The sequence below is a fragment of the Melioribacteraceae bacterium 4301-Me genome, from assembly GCA_041538185.1.
GTDB classification, from domain to species: Bacteria; Bacteroidota; Ignavibacteria; order Ignavibacteriales; family Melioribacteraceae; genus Pyranulibacter; species Pyranulibacter aquaticus.
This window is the reverse complement of sequence record JBGORM010000006.1, coordinates 19,398-39,591: the sequence shown is the minus strand read 5'-3', so window position 1 is coordinate 39,591 and position 20,194 is coordinate 19,398. Positions and strand designations below refer to the sequence as shown.

Annotated in this window: 23 protein-coding genes; 15 read left to right on the top strand and 8 right to left on the bottom strand. The window is 33.4% G+C overall.

What is annotated here, in order from left to right; all coding sequences use genetic code 11:
* Window positions 1-150 precede the first annotated feature (150 nt).
* Window positions 151-642 (top strand): hypothetical protein, encoded by a 492-nt coding sequence (locus ABRY23_10670; protein ID MFA3783514.1) that lies wholly within the window; start codon window positions 151-153, stop codon window positions 640-642.
* A gap of 12 nt (window positions 643-654) precedes the next feature.
* The gene (locus ABRY23_10665; protein MFA3783513.1) at window positions 655-1,194 is read left to right on the top strand and encodes a hypothetical protein; all 540 of its coding nucleotides are present in this window, start codon (window positions 655-657) and stop codon (window positions 1,192-1,194) included.
* Between the two features lie 130 nt (window positions 1,195-1,324).
* Here ABRY23_10665 and ABRY23_10660 read toward each other — a convergent pair whose 3' ends face one another.
* From ABRY23_10660 to rpmH, 5 genes are read right to left on the bottom strand one after another with little or no spacing between them, the layout of a single operon-like run.
* Entirely contained in the window at window positions 1,325-4,027 is a 2,703-nt protein-coding gene (locus tag ABRY23_10660; protein MFA3783512.1) for a BamA/TamA family outer membrane protein, read from the bottom strand.
* Window positions 4,028-4,072: 45 nt separating this feature from the next.
* Window positions 4,073-5,938, bottom strand: coding sequence for a membrane protein insertase YidC (gene yidC / locus ABRY23_10655; protein ID MFA3783511.1), 1,866 nt, complete (start codon window positions 5,936-5,938; stop codon window positions 4,073-4,075).
* Between the two features lie 14 nt (window positions 5,939-5,952).
* Window positions 5,953-6,162 carry a membrane protein insertion efficiency factor YidD gene (gene yidD, locus ABRY23_10650; protein ID MFA3783510.1) on the bottom strand — a complete coding sequence of 70 codons (210 nt, stop codon included), beginning with the start codon at window positions 6,160-6,162 and terminating at the stop codon, window positions 5,953-5,955.
* Between the two features lies 1 nt (window position 6,163).
* Window positions 6,164-6,562 carry a ribonuclease P protein component gene (gene rnpA, locus ABRY23_10645; protein MFA3783509.1) on the bottom strand — a complete coding sequence of 133 codons (399 nt, stop codon included), beginning with the start codon at window positions 6,560-6,562 and terminating at the stop codon, window positions 6,164-6,166.
* Complete coding sequence (gene rpmH, locus ABRY23_10640; protein MFA3783508.1) at window positions 6,563-6,709, bottom strand: 50S ribosomal protein L34; 147 nt, start codon at window positions 6,707-6,709, stop codon at window positions 6,563-6,565.
* Between the two features lie 973 nt (window positions 6,710-7,682).
* Here rpmH and ABRY23_10635 point away from each other — a divergent pair.
* From ABRY23_10635 to chrA, 6 genes are all read left to right on the top strand, one after another.
* A complete protein-coding gene (locus ABRY23_10635) occupies window positions 7,683-7,994 on the top strand; it encodes a PadR family transcriptional regulator (GenBank protein ID MFA3783507.1) in 312 nt (103 codons plus the stop codon).
* A gap of 13 nt (window positions 7,995-8,007) precedes the next feature.
* On the top strand, window positions 8,008-8,640 hold the full coding sequence (locus ABRY23_10630) for a hypothetical protein (GenBank protein ID MFA3783506.1): 633 nt from the start codon (window positions 8,008-8,010) through the stop codon (window positions 8,638-8,640).
* Complete coding sequence (locus ABRY23_10625) at window positions 8,627-8,947, top strand: 4Fe-4S binding protein (GenBank protein ID MFA3783505.1); 321 nt, start codon at window positions 8,627-8,629, stop codon at window positions 8,945-8,947. The genes ABRY23_10630 and ABRY23_10625 overlap by 14 nt, the downstream gene beginning before the upstream one ends.
* The gene (locus ABRY23_10620; GenBank protein MFA3783504.1) at window positions 8,937-9,686 is read left to right on the top strand and encodes a hemerythrin domain-containing protein; all 750 of its coding nucleotides are present in this window, start codon (window positions 8,937-8,939) and stop codon (window positions 9,684-9,686) included. Before ABRY23_10625 ends, ABRY23_10620 begins: the two co-directional genes overlap by 11 nt.
* 116 nt (window positions 9,687-9,802) lie before the next feature.
* Window positions 9,803-10,225, top strand: coding sequence for a DoxX family protein (locus ABRY23_10615; protein ID MFA3783503.1), 423 nt, complete (start codon window positions 9,803-9,805; stop codon window positions 10,223-10,225).
* Between the two features lie 15 nt (window positions 10,226-10,240).
* On the top strand, window positions 10,241-11,392 hold the full coding sequence (chrA, locus tag ABRY23_10610; GenBank protein MFA3783502.1) for a chromate efflux transporter: 1,152 nt from the start codon (window positions 10,241-10,243) through the stop codon (window positions 11,390-11,392).
* 63 nt (window positions 11,393-11,455) lie between these two features.
* Here the strand turns inward: chrA and glgA are convergent, their stop codons facing one another.
* Complete coding sequence (glgA, locus tag ABRY23_10605) at window positions 11,456-12,973, bottom strand: glycogen synthase GlgA (protein ID MFA3783501.1); 1,518 nt, start codon at window positions 12,971-12,973, stop codon at window positions 11,456-11,458.
* A gap of 73 nt (window positions 12,974-13,046) precedes the next feature.
* Entirely contained in the window at window positions 13,047-15,122 is a 2,076-nt protein-coding gene (locus ABRY23_10600; protein MFA3783500.1) for an acetate--CoA ligase family protein, read from the bottom strand.
* 171 nt (window positions 15,123-15,293) lie between these two features.
* On the opposite strand from ABRY23_10600, the gene paaA reads away from it, so the two are divergent.
* From paaA to paaD, 4 genes are read left to right on the top strand one after another with little or no spacing between them, the layout of a single operon-like run.
* On the top strand, window positions 15,294-16,238 hold the full coding sequence (paaA, locus tag ABRY23_10595) for a 1,2-phenylacetyl-CoA epoxidase subunit PaaA (GenBank protein ID MFA3783499.1): 945 nt from the start codon (window positions 15,294-15,296) through the stop codon (window positions 16,236-16,238).
* 14 nt (window positions 16,239-16,252) lie between these two features.
* Window positions 16,253-16,549 (top strand): 1,2-phenylacetyl-CoA epoxidase subunit PaaB, encoded by a 297-nt coding sequence (paaB, locus tag ABRY23_10590; GenBank protein MFA3783498.1) that lies wholly within the window; start codon window positions 16,253-16,255, stop codon window positions 16,547-16,549.
* Window positions 16,549-17,328, top strand: coding sequence for a 1,2-phenylacetyl-CoA epoxidase subunit PaaC (paaC, locus tag ABRY23_10585; protein ID MFA3783497.1), 780 nt, complete (start codon window positions 16,549-16,551; stop codon window positions 17,326-17,328). Before paaB ends, paaC begins: the two co-directional genes overlap by 1 nt.
* A gap of 16 nt (window positions 17,329-17,344) precedes the next feature.
* Entirely contained in the window at window positions 17,345-17,833 is a 489-nt protein-coding gene (gene paaD, locus ABRY23_10580) for a 1,2-phenylacetyl-CoA epoxidase subunit PaaD (GenBank protein ID MFA3783496.1), read from the top strand.
* 7 nt (window positions 17,834-17,840) lie between these two features.
* Here the strand turns inward: paaD and ABRY23_10575 are convergent, their stop codons facing one another.
* On the bottom strand, window positions 17,841-18,449 hold the full coding sequence (locus tag ABRY23_10575) for a YdeI family protein (GenBank protein ID MFA3783495.1): 609 nt from the start codon (window positions 18,447-18,449) through the stop codon (window positions 17,841-17,843).
* Window positions 18,450-18,832: 383 nt separating this feature from the next.
* On the opposite strand from ABRY23_10575, the gene ABRY23_10570 reads away from it, so the two are divergent.
* The 3 genes from ABRY23_10570 (at window position 18,833) to truA (ending at window position 20,193) form a co-directional block, all read left to right on the top strand.
* Window positions 18,833-19,051: a hypothetical protein gene (locus ABRY23_10570; protein ID MFA3783494.1), complete on the top strand. Its 219-nt coding sequence runs from the start codon at window positions 18,833-18,835 to the stop codon at window positions 19,049-19,051.
* Window positions 19,041-19,319, top strand: a complete 279-nt coding sequence (locus tag ABRY23_10565; protein ID MFA3783493.1) for a type II toxin-antitoxin system RelE/ParE family toxin — start codon at window positions 19,041-19,043, stop codon at window positions 19,317-19,319. The genes ABRY23_10570 and ABRY23_10565 overlap by 11 nt, the downstream gene beginning before the upstream one ends.
* A 76-nt stretch (window positions 19,320-19,395) precedes the next feature.
* Entirely contained in the window at window positions 19,396-20,193 is a 798-nt protein-coding gene (gene truA / locus ABRY23_10560; GenBank protein MFA3783492.1) for a tRNA pseudouridine(38-40) synthase TruA, read from the top strand.
* Window position 20,194: the final 1 nt, after the last annotated feature.

Genomic DNA, 20,194 nt, shown 5'->3' with positions numbered 1-20,194 from the left:
GTTTTAGCACTTTAACTAATGCTTTTTTATTTTTTATGTCGTATTTAAGATTGAACAGTATTTCATTAAATGAAAAGTATAGAGTTATTGTAATGATTGTTATATCGATTTGTACTGATTATATTTGAACGATATTAAAAAGAAATCTTAATGAGACAGTTAGATTTTAATCCGACTAAAACTTCAGAGGAGTTTCATAGAAATTACAGACTGCATGATTTGGCAGAAGAAGTAGGACTTAATTTACTAGTACAATGGGGATTTGAGTTTTCTGAATTTGGTAAGGATAAAAGGTACGAAAAGCTTTGGGAAAAAGGAGAAGATAAGCCGGATATGATAGTTAGTTATAATGGGAAATCAGTTTTGTTAGATTGGAAAGGTAAACAGTCTAGAAAATGGCAAATTAACGAGCGCGCGGTAAAATCCTATGAAAATTGGAAAAAAAAATTAAAAATGGAAATGATTATATGTTTTTTTGTCTTTGACCAAAATAAAGTTTTGATGGACAGGAAGTTTGCTGTATTAGGAGTTAATAATTATACTAAAGTTGCTAAGATGCAATGGGATAAAAATAAAACAGTAGAATTTGAAAACAATCTCTTAGAGTTTAACAGAGAAAATTTTGCAAGAATCTTTGAGTAAATATTTTTGTTTATGCCTAAAGCAGACCTGAATAAACAAATAGAAGAAAAGTTCAGAAGTTTAACATCCTCAGGTGAGTTGTTCGACACGTTCCAAGATGCATTGAAGAATAACATTACCGATCCAGACATTTATAAAATACTGCTTGCCAATCCAAATTTGACCAGTGAAGAAATTATGATGTATACTGAGAAACTTGCCAAAGAATTTAGACATTTTGAGTACGATTATTACATGTGGACAGCACAGGTTTTTGAAAATAATTTGTTTGATTTGAACTCTATAGAAAATTCATTTAATTATTACGTGAAAGCAAATAGCTGCAAGCCTACAGAATCCGAACCTTTGCTTAGAATTTTAGGGCTATACAATTATGACCTGTATTTACCTCTAAATGAAAAGATTGTAAGTACAGTTGAGACTTTGCTTTCTAAGGTAAATCTGAAAAGCCGAGTTTATTTTGCTTTAGCAGAGCATTTTAAAAGACTTGGTAATTTTGAATTGGAGAAGAAATATTTGAGACTTGCAGAGAAATCCCTTAAAAAAGAATAATTTTTTTCTTGATAATTTTTGAAAGAAGTTTTTAACACTATCTTTTCTAGTAAAAGATTTTTCCTTTTGAAACATCGTCTTATCGAAAAGACTGGTCGGTTATCAAAAAATCATTACTAATCTATTAGGCTTAATAATAAAAGCCAATTGTAAAGTAAAAGAAAGTCGGTCCCCACACAATTGTATTTTTAGGCAAAGTATTAACAAAGTAAAAACTTTTTCCTATTGAAAAGTCAGCTGGTCCAATTGGTGTATCTAAGGAAAGGGTGGCACCAATTCCATGTCGAAGGTCTTTTAATCTAATTTGAGAACGCTCATCCCAAATTGAACCCAAATCGTAACGAGCTTTAAGATAGCTGTCGAAAAATATTTTAACAGGAAGTTTTAGCCTATAACCAACAGATGAAACAAAAATTTGTCTTCCTCGATATTCGTTATCTCGTAAGCCAAAAAATAAATTTTGTCCGCCTAATGAAAATTGTTCACTCAGTGGCAGAGTATTATCTGCGAAACCTCCTACAAGTCGAATGTTAAAAACATGGTTCTCGTTAACTCCAAAATAACTTTTATAATTGAAGTATGCTTTTGTGTAGCCTAAGTCACCACCAAGTGCTGTTTGTGCTGTTTCGTAATAAGTGTTCAATAAAGAACCTTTTGTTGGGTAAGGGTATTGGTCTTGCGTATCGATTGTAAGTGTTGCTCTTAAGCTTGCAATATCAACCTTGTAAGTTGGTCCGAGAAAGTTGTACTTGCTTTTTATTTGGTCTCTTTGGTATTTGGCTTCGATTATAAGATTCCCGAGCTTTTTTACTTGTGTTCCTATACCAAAGGATCCGCCGTAGTAAATTTGTCTATATTCTCCTGTTTTAGATCTTGAAAATCTATTTGGTACTCCTGTTGAATCATCTTTATAAACGTTGACATCATTAAATTCGTAAAAGGCTCTTAATTTGTAGGTAAAATAGGAATCAAATATACGAGTTGCTTTATGTTCAAGAATGTAAGAGCGATTTCTCAAACCACCAGATAAAACAGCTCCCAATTCTGTACCTGTGCCGAAAAGGTTTTCATCTCTTACGTCTATAAATAATTGTGTTTGATTTTCGTTATCAATACGCATTCCTAATCTAAGCACGCTCGAAGGTTTTTCATCTATATGAAGTATTAAAGTATTCTTGTTGTTCTTTACGTTTACGAAGAGTTCTATATTGTCAAATAAATTAGTACTTGTTAGATTTACTAATCCCTGTTCAGCCGCAGAGTATTTGAAAAAATCGCCCTCTCGCAATGAAAAATCCCGTGTAATAATTTGTTGCTTAGTCTTTTGTAATCCATCTATTATAATTTTAGAGATTATACCCTCCGTTAAACTTACGTTAAGTGAATTAGATGTGGTATCAAAATTAATTTTAGAAATTCTTGCCAGCGAGTAGCCGGCTTTTTTATAATGTCTTAATATGTTTAGTGCAGCTTCAATTACTTCTTTAGGATTGTATGGTTTGTTAAGTAATGGATGCATATAATTTTCAATAACGTTATAAGGGAAAAGAGAGACGCCGCGTAAGTTTATTTTTTTTATAACAGGATTCTTTTTTTCATTGAGCTTTAAGATTGAATGCCCACTTTTTTCATTTATCTCAATGGAGAGTGATTCGTAAATGCCAGTATTAAATAAATTGTTTAAATCAAATAAGAGTTGATAATTACTAACGGAATCTAATCTAATATATTTTTGAAAAAAAACTATTTCATCTTCTGTTGGGTTTTCTGAAAGTGTAGGGTTGAGAATGAAGAATTCTTTTTCATCTATGTTTTTTTCAAATTTTTCTTTCAGCTTATCTTTAATTAAGTTGATAATTGATTCTGTTTTTAAGTATCCTTCGTTTATTAAATCGTTAATCTTACTAAAGTCGGTGTTTTTTCTATCTGAAAGAGGGGGAGTAATTACAACATCAGCCAATTTAAGTTGTTGTTCGTTAAGTACTTTCATTGGAATGCTGACGAGCTGGTCTGCTATTGTCCAGGGATATTTTAATTCTGAGCGTGAGTAGAGTGGACTTGGAGTGTTAGATGCAATTATAAAATTGCAGCCGTTTTCTTTTAGTGGTTCAACTGGGATGTTAGCTATTAGTCCACCATCAACAAGCAGGAGGGAATCTTTTTTTACAGGCGGCAGTAAAAAAGTTACGCTTGAACTTGCACGCATAGCTAAACTTAACGAGCCGTTGTCAAGTATAACCTCCTTGCCAGAAATTAAATCTGTGCTTATCGCTTTAAAATCGTATACCAAACCATTGAAAGATGAATCTGCAATTAGTGGGGCATTAAGAGCAGCTAATGTTAAAAAATTGGCAACTCGTTGACCGGCAGTTAATGATTTTGGAATTAGAAGATTGAAGCCGTCTAATCTTAATGTGATAAGAGCTTTGTCTTCAGTAACTTTTTGGTCAATAAATAATTGATTACGGTCAGTTTGTTGTGTAGAAAAAAACTCATTCCAGTCAGTTGCATTTACAATAGAGTCAATATCATCTATTGAGTAGCCAGAAGAAAATAATCCGCCAACAATACTGCCCATGCTTGTGCCTGTAATTTCGTCGATAGGGATTTTATTTTCGACAAGTGCTTTTAAAATACCAATCTGCGAAAGAGACCTTGCGCCTCCCCCGCTTAAAGCAATACCTACTTTTGGTTGGAATTGAGATACTTTTTCAGTAAGACCAAAAGGGAGCTGCTTTGTACGCAGTTTTAAAGAGAGTACCTTTGTTTGCGCTGAACACAAAGATTGAATAACAAAAGCAAATAATAAGCAATTGTAAATAATTTTATACATGAGCAAATTCAGCAGGCTTAATTATATTGCCAGCGAAAATTAAAATTATTTTTTTCTATAAGTGGACTTTTTTTGAGCTTGAGCTTGCTTTTCGGCAGCTTCCATCATTCTTGCCATAAAACCCGATTTTTTCTTGTGTGGATCTTTTACTGGGACTAATTCACCATCTTTTTTAGAATGATTAATAAAGTATTGTTGAATAATAGATAATAAGTTAAACATTAAGTAATATATATTTAAGCCCGAGGGGAAACCCATAAATAAAGCGGTGAACATTATAGGCATAACGTAGACTAAAGCTTTTTGCGATGGGTCTTTTGTGCTCATTTTTTGTTGAATGAACATTGTAACGCCCAATAAAAGTGCAGTACCGCTAATTATATCTACTCCAAAAATTGGAATTTTGAACGGCATTCTGTAAATTACATCTGGCGAAGCTAAGTCTTTAATCCATAAAAAGAAGGGTTTCTGACGTATTTCAATTGTTACCTTAAACAAACTCCACAGGGCAATTAAAATTGGCATTTGCAGTAGCATAGGTAAACAGCCGCCCATTGGATTTATTCCATAAGTTGAGTATAATTTCATCGTTTCTTTCTGAATTCGCTGCTGGTCATCTTTGTATTTTTCTTTAATTTCTGCAATCTTAGGCTGAAGAAGCTGCATCTTCTTCATTGACTTGTAGCTTTGTCTTGTAAGAGGATGTAATGCGAGTTTGATTAAAATAGAAAATATGACTATTACTAAACCATAATTTGGAATAAAACTGTGCAAAAACTTAAATAACGGAAGAAAGAGATATTCAGATATCGGTCTAATTAAAAAAGTCAAACCAAGGAAACTTCCAAAATCAAAAATAGACTGAAAGTTTTTGTTGTACGATTTGAGAATATCGTAATCAATTGGTCCAAGGTAAAGCAAGAAAGAATCTTTTTGAAATTGGGTATTTTTAAAAGGGATTTTTAAGCTTGTGCTGTATTGTTCTCTAACACCTTCTCCTAAAGTAAGATGTTTACCCTCAATATATGCACCGCCCTCATCGCTTGGATTTTTAGGTGCTAGAATCATTGCGAAGTATTTACTTTTTATTGCAACCCAGTCAATCTTGCCGTTCAAATCTTTTGTAATCGGTTCGTTAGGGGATTTAGCATCTATAGTAAGTAATTCGCCTCCAGAAAAAACGCTCGCATCAGAATAGGTTGCTTCGTCAACTGAATTTTTTTCTGTAAAATTTACTCCATTTGCCCACACTACGTCATATCTAAAGCTGCTGATTATATCTTGCATGTTCTTCATTTCAATATCAACTTTAGATGCATAATTGTCTGCGTAGAATGTAAAGTGTTTTACTATTGCTCTGTTATTTTGTGAAGTATATGTAAAATTGATACTTAATGAATCGTTATTTGCGATTTTATAGTAGTAATTATTTTTATCTGATTGAAAGTTAAGGTCTGCTGTATTTACAAGTTTACCGTCTTTTGTAACAAAAATAATATTGAAATCGCCACCGTTAATTGGGTTAATCAGTTGTACATGTCTGTTGTAAAAGTCGGTTGTATCAAACTCATTGAAATACCATGTATTATATTTTTTTAAATAGTATTTTCTTATTCGTGCACCTTTTGAAGTAAGCTCCATTTTAACCAAGTCGGTTTCAATTGTTATTATGTTTTCTTTAGCAGTAGCGGGTGCAAATTCTGATGTGTCTTTTGTTTGAGGCAGAGTCTTTTTGATTTGCTCATTTACTTTTGTATTAACGCTATCTTTTATCTTAGAAGTATCAGCGGCAACAAGAGTAGAATCTGTTTTTGACGGTATTTGTTGAGGAGGTTGTGGTGAGTTCAAATACAGCCAAATTATTAAGATAATTCCAATAAGTGTAAAAGCAATTACTGTTTGTTTATCCATTTATGTATCCAGTCTTATTCAAGTGGGTCGTAACCACCTTTGTTAAAAGGGTTGCATCTTAAAATTCTCCACCCGGCTTTTAACCCCCCTTTAATCACACCATACTTTTGAAAAGCTTGAACTGCATATTCAGAACAAGTTGGGTAAAAACGGCATGAGGGGGGAAATAATGGAGATATTAATTTTTGATAAAGCCTTACCAACCAAATAAAAATATATTTCATGTTACAAACTATTTCTTATCTTGTTCATAAGTTCAATCATATTAGGCATAATTTCATCGAGAAAAATTTTTTTATTTTTTTTTTGATTAATATTATTAGTTGAAAACGCTACGAGCAGCAAAAAATTCTTTTGTTCTGCTAACGAAGCTAAAATTGTTTTGTTTAATCTGTAAGCTTCCTTTAGCAGCCTTTTTACTCTATTTCTCCATACAGCTTTACCGGCTTTTTTTGAAACTGTAAAAGCAACTTTAACGCCTATCTCATCAGTATTCTTAACTGCTAAGAAAATTGCTTTTATTTTTAAATTCTCCGAAACTACAGTTTTACCTGCTTTATATAATAATTCAAAATGTTTAGAGCTCTTTATTCTTTCTTTTGGAGAAAGACCTTGCTTTTTCAATTATTTTTCGTCGCTAACAGTTAATTTTTTCCTGCCCTTTGCTCTTCTTCTCGCAAGAACTTTGCGGCCATTTTTAGTGGACATTCTTTCACGGAATCCATGCTTATTTTTTCGTTTTCTATTACTTGGTTGATATGTCCTTTTCATTTTTAAACCGTTTTGTTAGTAAAGGTACCAAATTTAGTAAAATATGCCCAATTAACAAAATAAGTTATTCTCTCCATAGTATGTAACTAATAAACCCATATCTGTCCAATATATTTTTTATTTCGTCCCTAAATGGACTTAATCTATTTCTTTGTTTTTTATCCTAAAAATATTTTGTTCTGAGGGGACAATAAAGCTTTGATTATGCATAAACCAATGTAATCCCTTTAGGAATTATATAGTTATAGAATAATAAATATCAAACTGAAGTTAAAAGTCCCGTAGGGACGAGATAGGGATTGATTTACAAGACAAGTAGAATAGTCCAAAATCATGAAGTTTTCTAAATTTATTTGGTAATTCATCCCTTCGGGATTTGATTTCAAAATTATTTTGGACAGCAGTGATGTAACTAATAAACCCTTAAAAACATTCTTGTTCAAAATAACTTTATTTATGGAAATTTACTTTGCTCGAGTGTAACTAAGATGTAGAACAGAATTCAGTCTGTTATTATAATTGCATTTTTTAATCCAGCTTACTGCAGGCAAGTCCACAGACTAAAGTCTGCACTGCAAGGAAATACTTTACTTTTTTGGCATACCAGACTTAGGAGGTGAGTTCAAATTAGCAAACCACGAAGTTGTGAATTCACCACCCACGAAGTGGTGGATTCCCATTCGTGGGTGGGTGGTGAATTCTTATTTTATTACTCTGAAGAATTATTTTGGTTATTGAAAAAGTTAATGACACCTAATTCACACTGAAAGCAAACCATGGGGCAAATAGAGAGAAATTATTTTGTTCTATTTAACGCTCCAACTAAAATGCTTTGCCATTAAATTAATAGTTGCTTCTCTCTCGTTCACTTTTTTTAACAACGCTCGTTATTTCATTAAGATAATTTTTGAATCAAAAAAATTGACAATATCGAAAATCGATATTAGTTTTCGATAGAATTCTTGGAGTTATTATGGAAGATAAATTATTAAAAGACTTATTGCTTGGCTTTATTAAGGTTCATATACTCCATCACGCTTCTAAGGAAAGAATATATGGACAAGAGTTTAGTGAAGAGTTAAAACGACACGGCTACCAGATTTCCTACGGAACATTATACCCCATATTTCATAAACTTGAAGAACAGGGCTATTTGGTATCCGAAACCGAAAATGTTAATGGAAAAATTCGCCGTTATTATTCCATTACAAAAAACGGCAAAAAAATTTTAGATAAAGCCAAAAGACAGGCAAAAGAACTTGTTGACGAATTATACGAAGAATAAAAATGAGGAATAAATGAACACTTACAAAGCACTCGAAATATGGACAGCTCAAACACTGCTCGATTTAGGAATTCTTTTTTCAATTATCTCGGCTCTGCTTCATATAGGCAGGCCATATTTTGAACGAATCTTATCGAGAATGACTTTGAGAGTTGCAGCTGATCTCTGGTGGCTAATCTACATTGTTCTTAGAGACGGACTGCTGTTTTTTTCCATACTCTTTATTTTCTTAAATGTGAATCTCGATTTGATGGCAGATATTAAAATTGGTTTGCCATTCGTTCCGTTTGGTATGATTGTCTTAATAATTTCTCTCATTATCAAAGTTTTCAGGAACACTGAGGATTATAATAAACTATCGAAAATAAACAACTACATAATTGCCTTCGGAGCTTTTCTAAATTTTTTAGGTTATGTATTGGTGATGGAAGCACCTGGTGACGAATATGCAGCAGCTAAACAGCCTTTCTGGCAAATAATGAAATCCCTGCGGTCAAATCTTAATCCAGAACTTTCTACTGTAGTTTTTTACATAACTTTTGCGATATTAATCATAACATTTATTGCGGCGTTATATTATTTCTCCCTTCAAATTACTAAACTGCCTTCTGACAAAATAAAGGAAAGAGAAAATGTACAGGCTTAAGTTAAATGCAAAAGACTGTATCTCCTGCGGTATATGTATGGATGTTTGTTTAACAAAAGCAATCGATATGAGAATTCACAAGGGGAAATCTATTGAAGGTAATTATTTGTCATATCTTGAATTCAACAATAAAACCAATAAAGAATTATTGCCAGAGAAAATGATGACATTCCCTTTTTTGAAAAATTCAGAATTGTGCAATGGCTGTATGATTTGCGTTGAAGAATGTCCAACTTCTGCTGTTGAAATTATAAACGAAGCAAAACCACAAAACCATTATTACAAGGAGATAATTTATGATACATAAACAAACTTGTCTGACAGCAGTCAGGAATAGAAGGGACTTCATTAAGAAGTCGGGACTTGTATTGGGAGTTACTGCAATTAGTTCTACTGTTTTTGCAAATATAAATTTTAGTGCAAGCAAAATAATTACGTCTATTGGGGGTGAAGAAGAAGTAAGTCCAGCCGAAGATTTAATGCGAGAACACGGCGTGCTTAAACGGGTCCTTTTAGTTTACCAGGAAATAATTGATAGAATAAATTCAAAATTGGATTTTCCCCCAGAAATTGTGCATGATTCAGCGGCAATCATAAGAAATTTCATCGAAGATTATCACGAAAAACTTGAAGAGGATTTTTTGTTTCCCAGATTTAAAAAAGCAAATACACTTATTGAACTTGTTGATGTTCTTACAGTTCAACATAAAATCGGAAGAAAATTGACTGACAAATTATTAAATCTTTTTAAAAATAATTTGAAAACCGAAGAAGATAAAAAGCTGTTGAGTAATTATCTAAACTCATTTATAAAAATGTATAATCCTCACGAAGCAAGAGAAGATACTGTATTGTTTCCTGCTTTTAAAAAACTTGTAACACAAAACGAATATGATTCTCTTGGCGAAGAGTTTGAGGATAAAGAGCACGAGTTGTTCGGAGAGGATGGTTTTGAGAGTATGGTTGATAAAGTAGCAAACATTGAAAAACGACTTGGGATTTATGATTTATCTAAATTCACACCTGATTCAGAAGCTCGGGAGTGACTAAAAAGTAATTTTTCAATTTTAAAATCTGTGAAAATCAGTCAAAGTCAGTGTTTTCTGTGTTCTATTTCTTTAAAAAATATTACTTTTTAGTCAGCCCAAAAATAGAGTGAAATATGAAACTAAAATTATATAAAGATGATGTACCATCATCAGTATTGCTGATAAGAGTAATTGTCGGTGCAGTATTCTTTTCAGAAGGAATCCAAAAATTTCTTTTCCAGGATACGCTCGGCATTGGAAGATTTATAAAAATCGGTATTCCTGCACCGGAATTCTTTGCACCATTTGTTGGAGTTGTTGAGATAATATTCGGCTTTTTATTATTGATAGGTTTATTTACAAGAATAGCTGCTATACCTTTAATAATAAATATAAGCGTTGCTATAATCTCTACAAAAATTCCAATTCTGATTAATGATGGATTCTGGAAAATGGCACACGAAGCACGAACAGATTTTTCAATGCTGTTCGGTTTAATTTTTATTTTATTGAATGGAGCCGGGAAAATTTCTTTAGACTACAAGTTTTTTAAATAAGTAAAAAAGTTAATCTTGATAGAATTAATAAAAGTATTCCTTAAACTTGGATTGATTGCTTTCGGCGGACCTGCTGCACACATTGCAATGTTTGAAGAAGAAATTGTAACCAAACGAAAATGGATGAGTCGAGAACATTTTCTTGATTTGGTTGGCGCCACTAATCTGATTCCGGGACCGAATTCGACCGAGATGGCGATGCATTGCGGTTACCACAAAGCAGGTATTTTAGGAGCTTTGGTATCGGGATTGAGTTTTATGTTTCCAGCTGTAATGATTACTGGCATCATTTCTTATTTCTATCTTCTTTATGGCACCTTACCTCAAGTTGAACCTTTTCTTTATGGAATTAAACCCGCTGTAATTGTTATAATAATGAATGCCGTTGTTAAACTTGGAATGAAAGCTGCTAAAGGCTGGAAATTATTTTCAATTGCTGCCGTAGTAGCATTTTTTAATATAATCGGAGTAAATGAAATTTTTTCTATTCTTTTTGGTGGAATATTTGGCGCTCTGTTTCTTTTGTTTTCGGAACATAAGAACAAACTAAATTCATTCTTTCCACTTACATTAATTTCTTTATTTAATTTTAATTCTGTAATTCAATCAATAGAAAAAGCTGAAGTATCACTTACAAAATTGTTTTTAACGTGTTTAAAAATTGGGATTGTTTGGTTTGGCAGCGGATACATTTTAGTAGCATATTTTAATGGAGAATTTGTTGAAGGACTGCACTGGCTTACAAGACAGGTACTATTAGATGCTATTGCGGTAGGGCAATTTACACCCGGTCCGTTACTTTCATCTGCAACTTTTATTGGATACCAAATTTCTAAAATTACAGGTGCAATTTTAGCCACAGCTGGTATTGTAATTCCATCATTCATTTTTGTTTTAATTTTAAATCCGCTCATACCTCGAATAAGAAAATCAATTTATCTTTCTAAATTTCTGGATTCTGTTAATGCCAGTGCAGTAGCGGTTATGTTTGTTGTTGGAATAAAACTCGGCATAGAAATTTTAGCAGACTCTTTATACGGCATAAACTGGAGAACAACATTAATTGCAGTATTAAGTGCTGTTGCATTGTTAAGAATAAAGAAGGTTAACTCTGCTTACATTGTTTTAAGTGGTGCATTACTGGGATATTTGCTTGAATTATTTTAACGAACCACTATTTCTTAAAGCACGGCTCAGTTTTTTAATTCTTTTATTAGATTTTCCCACTATTTAAGAAGAGCCGTTATTCAGTCTTTTAGTAGCTTTCTTATAAAGTTCCATGTATTTTTCAGCTGATTTTTGCCATGAATAATCTTTTTCCATTCCATTCAATTGAATTTTTCTCCATAAATCTTTGTTATGAAAATCATTGATAGCAGTTTTTAAGGATTGCAAAAGAGCCGAACCACTGAAATTGACAAATGAATAGCCAGTACCAATTTCTTTTCCTTCTGAAAGACATTCATGCCAATCAAGTACAGTGTCGGCAAGTCCACCTGTTTTCCTTACAATCGGCACTGTTCCATATTTTAGCGAGTAAATTTGATTTAATCCGCAAGGCTCGTAAACCGACGGCATCAAAATCATATCTGCTCCTGCTTCAATTAGATGAGCAAATTCATCATTATAGCCAATGTATGCTGAAAATTTTTTTGGATGGTTTTGAGCTAACTGAGCAAACATCTCCTCGTATTTTCTCTTGCCGCTACCTAAAATTACCCAGTGAGCATTAAGAGTTATTATTTCATCTAATACTTCATTTAAAATATCGAATCCCTTTTGTTCTACCAATCGGGATATGATTCCAATCAGAGGAATGTTCTCATCAAAAGTTAGTCCGAGATTTTCTAGTAAGTATTTTTTGTTTTTTAATTTGCCTGAAAGATCGTTTTTAGAATAATTATAAGGAATTAATTTATCTGTTTCGGGATTCCAGATATTATAATCTACACCATTAAGCACACCGTAAAAATCTTCTTTCCGCAAGTTCAAAAAAGGATCCATTCCTGAACCATACTCTGGTGTTAGTAATTCTTTTGCATAGGTTTCACTTACCGTATTAATTATATCTGATACCATGATTCCTGTTTTCAAAAAACTAACTTTGCCATAGTATTCACCGTGACCGCCGTTAAGGAAATATTTTGGATTAATTCCGGCTTTTTCAAAAGTGTGTTTATCGAATATACCCTGGTAAGCGATATTGTGAATTGTAAAAATGGTTGCAGTTCTTTCAAATACTTTCTCATTGCTGTATGAGAATTCACCACTTTGTGGTTGGTCCTTAATTAATAACGGAATAATTCCAGTGTGCCAATCGTTACAATGAATAATATCTGGTGACCAATTTAATCGTTTGATAACTTCTAAGACACTTTTCGAGAAAAGGATAAATCTCTCATCTTCATCTGGGTCATCTGTGTAAACCCGATATCTATAATAGTAATATGGACAATCAATAAAATATATTTCAACTTTCGAATTTTTCTTTCCGTTGCTTTCTGGCAAATAAGCTTTTTGGACGTGCACAGAATGAATTCTATCGGCAATTGGAATTAAGATGCCGCCAATTTTCCATTGGTAATGTAAACCGTAGTCGATCTCACTAAAGAGGTTGTATTTAGGCATGAATACCTTAACATCGTTGCCAAGTTTAGCGAGTTCTTTTGGGAGTGTGCCGGCAACATCGCCCAAGCCGCCGGTTTTTGCATAGGGAAAAACTTCGCTTGCAATATATGCTACTTTCATTTTTCTCACTAATTTAATTTTTGTTCGTAAAGATAAGGAAAGAAAATTGCAGTTATAAACAACACAAGCAGTTTTATTTTGATTTTATTCTAATATCAACAGCATGGAAATTATTATCTAAGTCAATAATTAAAGGGTTAATGTCGAATTCTAATATGTCTTTATTTTCTACAATTAACTCAGCAGAAGATTTTATAATTTTTTTTAATTCATTAATGTTGCAAGTTGGTTCACCCCTTACACCCATTAATATTTTTCCAATTGCTGTTGAATTAATCATATCGTCAAGGTCTTCTCCGGAGAGAAAAGCAGATTTGATGGCAGTATCACATATTATTTCAACATATTTTCCGCCGCTTCCAAACATTATTATTGGTCCAAATGAAGGATCTCTGTAACCTCCTATTAAAACCTCGTACTTAACATTAATCTGTGGTTGAATTAAAAATTCCTCGACTTCAGAGTTGTACTTATTAAAGCTTTCTTCTATTTCTTTTGCTTTTATTAGAAGTTCACTTTTGTCCTTAATATTTAGTTTAACAGCATTGAACTCGGATTTGTGAATAATATTTTTATTGATTCCTTTCAGTACAATTGGGTAATTAACATTTTTTAATTCTGTTATTTCTTTTGGCTTGATAATAAGCTGCTTTACTAAAGGCAAACCATAATAGCCGCATAAATCTTGTATGATATTTAATGGAAGGAATCCTGAAGGCAATGAGAAAATGTTTTTATCTTTTTTACAAAGAATGTTTAAATACTCATTTCTATTTCTTTCAAGTCTAATTTTAGAATTTTGATAAAACAGCATGTTAGCAATAACTTTTGCCGGTTCTTCTGGGTTTTTAAAGATTGGTAAATGTTTAGACGATAGTTTTCTGTATTGCTGCCAAAATTCTGGTAATGGCATATCAACTTGTAAAATTGGTTTGTTAGATTTTATGGAATAGACTGACTCGGTTACCTCGAAAGGTTCTACCATTATTGGTTGGACAAAAATAGAAATTAACGCATCTACATTTTCATCGTTCAATACAATTTCGGCAACGGATTTGTAAACTGAAGCTGTCGCTGCAGGTAACATGTCAACTGGATTTTCAATGCTTCCCTCATTCGGCACGATTTCTCTTAATTTATTCTTAGTTACTTCAGAAAATTGAGATAAAACTAAGCCTTCTTTTTCAAGTGAATCTACTGCGAGAACTGCTGGCCCACCTGCATTAGTTATAATTGCAACCCTGTTTCCTCTTGGAATTGGAAAGTTCTCAAATCCCTTTGCGGTGTTAAAAAGTTCCGATAAATTTTCTACGCGTATAATACCAAATTGATTTAGAACAGCATCAACAACTTGGTCCTTGCTGCTTAACGCACCTGTATGGGAAGATGCTGCTCTCATTCCACTGACTGTTTTACCGGCTTTCAATACAATAGTTGGTTTCGTTATTTCTCCTTTTATGAATGGAACAACAAATTCCATTCCGTTAACAAAACTTTCTAAATAAAAAGTGAGAATCTTAATGTTACTATCGTTTTGCCAAAAATGGAGAATATCATTTTCGTTAACATCGGCTTTATTTCCAACGCTAATAAAATGTGCAAACTTGATATTGGTCTCTCGCAACGAATTTAATACCGCTGCACCAATTGCACCACTTTGTGATAAAAATCCTGTGGTTCCACACTCTGGTTTTTCAGCTACAAAAGTTGCATTTAGCCTTGTCCCTTCAAGCGTGTTGATGACACCCATGCAGTTTGGACCCACGAGTCGAGCGCCAGCATCTTTTACTTTTTGTAAAATTTTACTTTCCAGCGCTTCTCCTTCCTTACCTGTCTCCTTAAAACCAGCGGTAATTAGTAATATTGATTTTACTTTTTTTGTTAAAAGAGAGTCAATAGAATCTTCAACAAATTGCTTCGGGACAACAATAATAGCCAAGTCAATTTTTTCTTCTATATCATTTATTTTCTTGAAGCATTTATATCCCAAGACCTCCTCTGCATTTGGATTTACTGGATAGATTTTGCCCGTGAACCCGTAACTTTTAATTGAATTAAGTAATTCATAACCGATGCTTTTTTCTTTTGTGGAAGCACCCACAATACATATCGATTGAGGATAGAAAAAGTTTATTAGTTCAGTATCCAATCGTATTCTCTCTTGCCAATTTTTATTGAGCAAACAAACATTAACTGCTCAAAAATATAAAATCCGAGCTCTATATTCATTTTATCATTTTACTTTACATAATGTTTAATTATAACCTTGCCAACTAAAAAGAGATATCATATATTTTAATAGAAAAAGGAAGGATATTTTATGGTAGAAGAGAAATTGGAAATGGAAGACAGATTATGTGAAGAGTTTGAAAGAAGAATAGCCTCTGGTGAAATAATTGAGCCTAAAGATTGGATGCCTGAACGTTATAGGAAACAGTTGATAAGAATGATGAGTCAACATGCGCATTCAGAAATTATTGGAATGTTACCGGAAGGTAATTGGATTACACGTGCACCATCTTTGCGCAGAAAAATGACTTTGCTTGCAAAAGTGCAAGATGAAGCTGGGCATGGACTTTATATTTACAGCTCTGCAGAAACATTGGGTGTTAGCCGTTCAGAATTAATTGAACAATTATTAAACGGCACTGCTAAATACTCCAGCATTTTTAATTATCCAACTTTAACGTGGGCAGATATAGGTGTAATTGGCTGGTTTGTAGATGGTGCTGCGATTGTTAATCAAACAATGCTTGCTAAATGCTCTTATGGCCCTTATGCCAGAGCAATGGTTCGAATTTGCAAAGAAGAAAACTTTCACAAAAAACAAGGCTACGAAATAATAGCTACTCTTGCTAATGGAACTGCAGAACAAAAGGCTATGGCACAAGATGCTGTAAATAGATGGTGGTGGCCTACATTGATGATGTTTGGTCCACCAGACGAACAATCACCAAATTCACCTGAACTAATGAGATGGAAAATTAAACTCAAAAGCAACGATGAACTACGCCAACGATTCGTTGATTTGACTGTCCCGCAAGCTATGGCAGTTAATTTAACATTGCCAGATCCAGATTTAAAGTTCAACGAAGAAACACAGCATTGGGAATTCGGAAAAATTAATTGGGACGAATTCTGGCAGGTCGTTAAAGGAAACGGACCTATGAATAAAGAAAGACTTAGGGCAAGACGAGAAGCTTATGAGAATGGAGCATGGGTAAGAAATGCAGCACTTGAATATGCACGTAAACACAACAAATAAATAAAATTAGATAAATGGAAAATCATAATACCATAAGCGAAAGAATGTGGGAAGTTTTTGTTCAAAAAAAACAAGGTGAGCCACACGAACATGTAGGTAATGTTCACGCTGCAGATGGCGAGCTTGCTCTGCAAAATGCACGAGATGTATATTCCCGCCGAGGAGATGTAATTAGTATTTGGGTTGTTCCTTCAAACCAAATTGTTGCTTCATCTCCGTCAGATAAAGGTCCTTTTTTCGACCCCGCGAACGATAAAATTTACAGACATCCGCAATTTTACAACGTGCCAAAAGGAGTAAGAGGTTTTTAGTGATAAATAAATTCGATTCAAAAACAAGAGAAGCTTTGTTCGAATATATATTGCAATTGGCAGATGATAATTTGATTTTTGGTCACAGACTATCAGAGTGGTGTGGGCATGCACCAATCTTAGAAGAAGATGTTGCTCTTGCTAACATTGCCCTTGATTGTATTGGTCAAGCTTCTGCTTTTTATTCATTAGCTGCGGAATTAGATGGACAAGGAAAAAATGAAGACGACTTTGCTTTCTTTAGAAATGAAAACCAATTTAAAAATTTACTGCTTGCTGAACAGCCAAATATAGATTTTGCCTACACAATTGCACGTCAATTTTTTTATGATGCGTTCGCAATTTATTTTTATAACGAATTAAGCAAAAGCCACTTTGAACCTTTGGCTGGAATTGCAACTAAAGCTGTTAAAGAAATAAATTATCATTTGCGTCATTGTAAAACTTGGATGTTACGATTAGGTGATGGAACCGACGAGAGCAATTGTAGATTGCAAAAAGCTGTTGACGACCTTTGGATGTTTACTTCGGAAATGTTTTTGAATAATTATAACGATGAAATTTTGCTGAACCAAAAATTGATACCAGATGCTTCTCCGTTATTTGATGAATGGTTTGAACTGGTTAGCAATACCTTTTCTGAAGCTAAGATTAAAGTGCCTGATAGAAATGCTTATCAAATCAAAGGTGGAAGAAAAGGTTTTCATACAGAACATCTTGGACATTTATTAGCCGAAATGCAAATTGTTGCTAGATCATTTCCTAAAGCTAAGTGGTAATAAAATCTAGGTTGAAATGACTTTTTCTAAAAAGAAAATATTGGAATTGCTCGAACAGGTAAAAGACCCTGAAATTCCCGTGTTAAATGTAGTTGAAATGGGTATCGTACGCGATGTAAAATTTATTGATGATAAAATTGAAATTGATATAACACCCACTTATTCCGGCTGTCCAGCCATGAAAACAATCGAAGATGAAATAAAAAATATTCTAAACGAAAATGGTATTCTTAATTCAATTGTTAATAAAATTTATTCCCCACCATGGACTACCGATTGGATTACTGAAGATGCAAAAAGGAAATTAAAGCAATACGGAATTGCACCACCTGAAGGAACAGCTGAAGATGATTTTACAAAAGAAATAATTACTAAACCCGTTGAATGCCCATTTTGTAATTCGAAACAAACACAACTTACAAGTCAATTCGGCTCAACTGCATGTAAATCACTTTGGGTATGTCAAAGCTGCGGCCAGCCATTCGAACATTTTAAATATATCTGACCATCCGCTATTTAATATATTTCCAATTTCTCGGCTTGCCTTCAGAAAGCCATTCAATTGCAGTTGCTATTCTTTTGTTTCTTGTCTCTTCGGTCCTGGCTTCAGATATCCACTCAACATATTCTTTCTTATGAGAGTAAGAAAAATTTTTGAACGAAGTTAATGCCTTTTTGTTTTTGCTCAATGCTTTTATAAAATAATCTGGAATCTCTAATTCTTTTTTAATTTTCTTCTTTTTAGAAACTTTGATTCCTGCTTCGTTCAGCTTAGCGGCTTTTTTTATAAGTGAAATTAATTTTTTATCGGAGGGCAAGTCCTTCAACGAAGTAATTTTTCCAAGGCTTCCCATCGCTGCCTCTGATTTTGCAGCTTTTGCAAGAACAGCCTCTTTTATTAGAGCAGCTTTCCAAAAACCGAATGAGGCATGCTGCTTAAAAGCAGCCATACTGCACATTATATCACCTTTATAATTGAAATGCGGGAAACTCCATTTCATGGTTTCTTCTACTTCTGGACAAGTCTCATGAACGAGATTACGTAAGTGTTCAAGAATTGGTTTGGCAAAATCTTGTGCTTTGGAAATGTATGCGTCAATGCGCGGGTCCTTTTTTCCCATTTATTGTTAGTCTTATGATTGTATGTTTTTAAGATAAGTATGATTATTTTAACTATCAAATAATTTTGGGAGTTAATGGATAAGAAACGATAGAGTTAATAAAAATTGGGGAGCTGCCCCCCTCTTAATGAATTTTGCAATAGATTTGTTCATTGTGGTATTGAATTTTGCGAAGGGAAACAAGTTAAAAATCATAATATTGGAAGATGCAGTATAAATAAGAATTCACAATAGCAATCTAATGTCACGTTTCAAACTTTACATCGAATACACTGGCACTCGTTACAGCGGCCTGTAAGTTGAAGAGTATAACGAAGGAATTAAGTGTTGAAGTTGAGCAGGCTATTTAGTAATCTTGCTAATAAAAAATTGGATAATGTATTATGAACCAGAATATTGAAATAAACGAAGCATTAAAGATAATGATAAAGGATAGCATTAGAGAAGTTTTAGCGGAAGAAAGAATTTCCCTTATCCAGGCACTCATTCCTTCGGTTTCTAAAAAGGAATTGACAGATATTGAAAGAAGATACGGCAAACCGGAAGATTATAAGAAAAAAGAGATGATAGATATGACCAGATGGTTTTTTGATGAGAATTAGTTTGTCTAAAAATGCCGCCAAGTTTCTTAATGAACTCCCAGACAAAGATAAAAATAAGATTCGGGAAAAGGTTCGAAGTTTAGTTTATTCAATTGAACAATATGGAAATATTCCTTTCAAGGAACTTCACATAAAAACTTTAGAAGGGGTATGGAGGGGTTGTTTAAGAATGAGAATCGGTAAAATTAGAATAATATTTAAGATAGACAGAGTTAATAGAGAATTGATTGTTTATGGAGTTGACTTCCGAGGAAATGTTTACAAGTAAAATGCAATTTATAAGTGTGATCTTTTTGTTTTTGCCCTCTCAAAGTTGCTTGCCAAATTTAATTAGCGGCTTCTAAATGTCACGTTTCAAACTTTACATCGAATACATCGGTACGCGTTACAGCGGTTGGCAAATGCAAAAGAACAGCCGATCCATTCAAGGAAAACTTTATGAAGCAGCAAAAAAGGTTTTTGATGGAGAAAAGTTGGAAATTTATGGCTCTGGAAGGACTGATGCCGGTGTACACGCACTTTGTCAAATTGCACATCTTGATGTGAAAACAATGCTCGCCCCAGAAGTCATTCGTATGAAGTTGAACGACGAGTTACCTGGTGATATTAATATAATTGAAGTAGAAAAAACGAATAAAGATTTTCATGCCAGACACGACGCAGTAAGCAGAAGTTATATTTACCAAATTTCTCGGAGACGTACTGCTTTCGGTAAACAATTTGTATGGTGGATTAAAGATAAACTTGATTTTGAAAAGATGAAAAAAGCATCAAAACTTTTTGTTGGTATGCACGACTTTGCTTCTTTTTCTGATGACGACCCAGAGGAAAAATCCACAAAAGTACTTATTGAAAACGTAGAAATAAAAGAAGAAGGCGATTTGATATTGATTCGAATCACTGGTTCCCATTTTTTGTGGAAAATGGTAAGACGAATAATTGGCGTGTTGGTTGAAGTCGGAAAGGGAAAATTGACAGAGAACGACATAAAAAAGTATTTGTCCGAAAACTCAAATGAACCTTCACGATTTACAGCTCCGCCTTCGGGACTTTTTCTTGAAAATGTTTTTTATGAGCACGGAAAAGTTTCCAAAGAATTGTCAGCATTGATAAATATAAAATCTTTCAAAGGGAAAAAGTAAA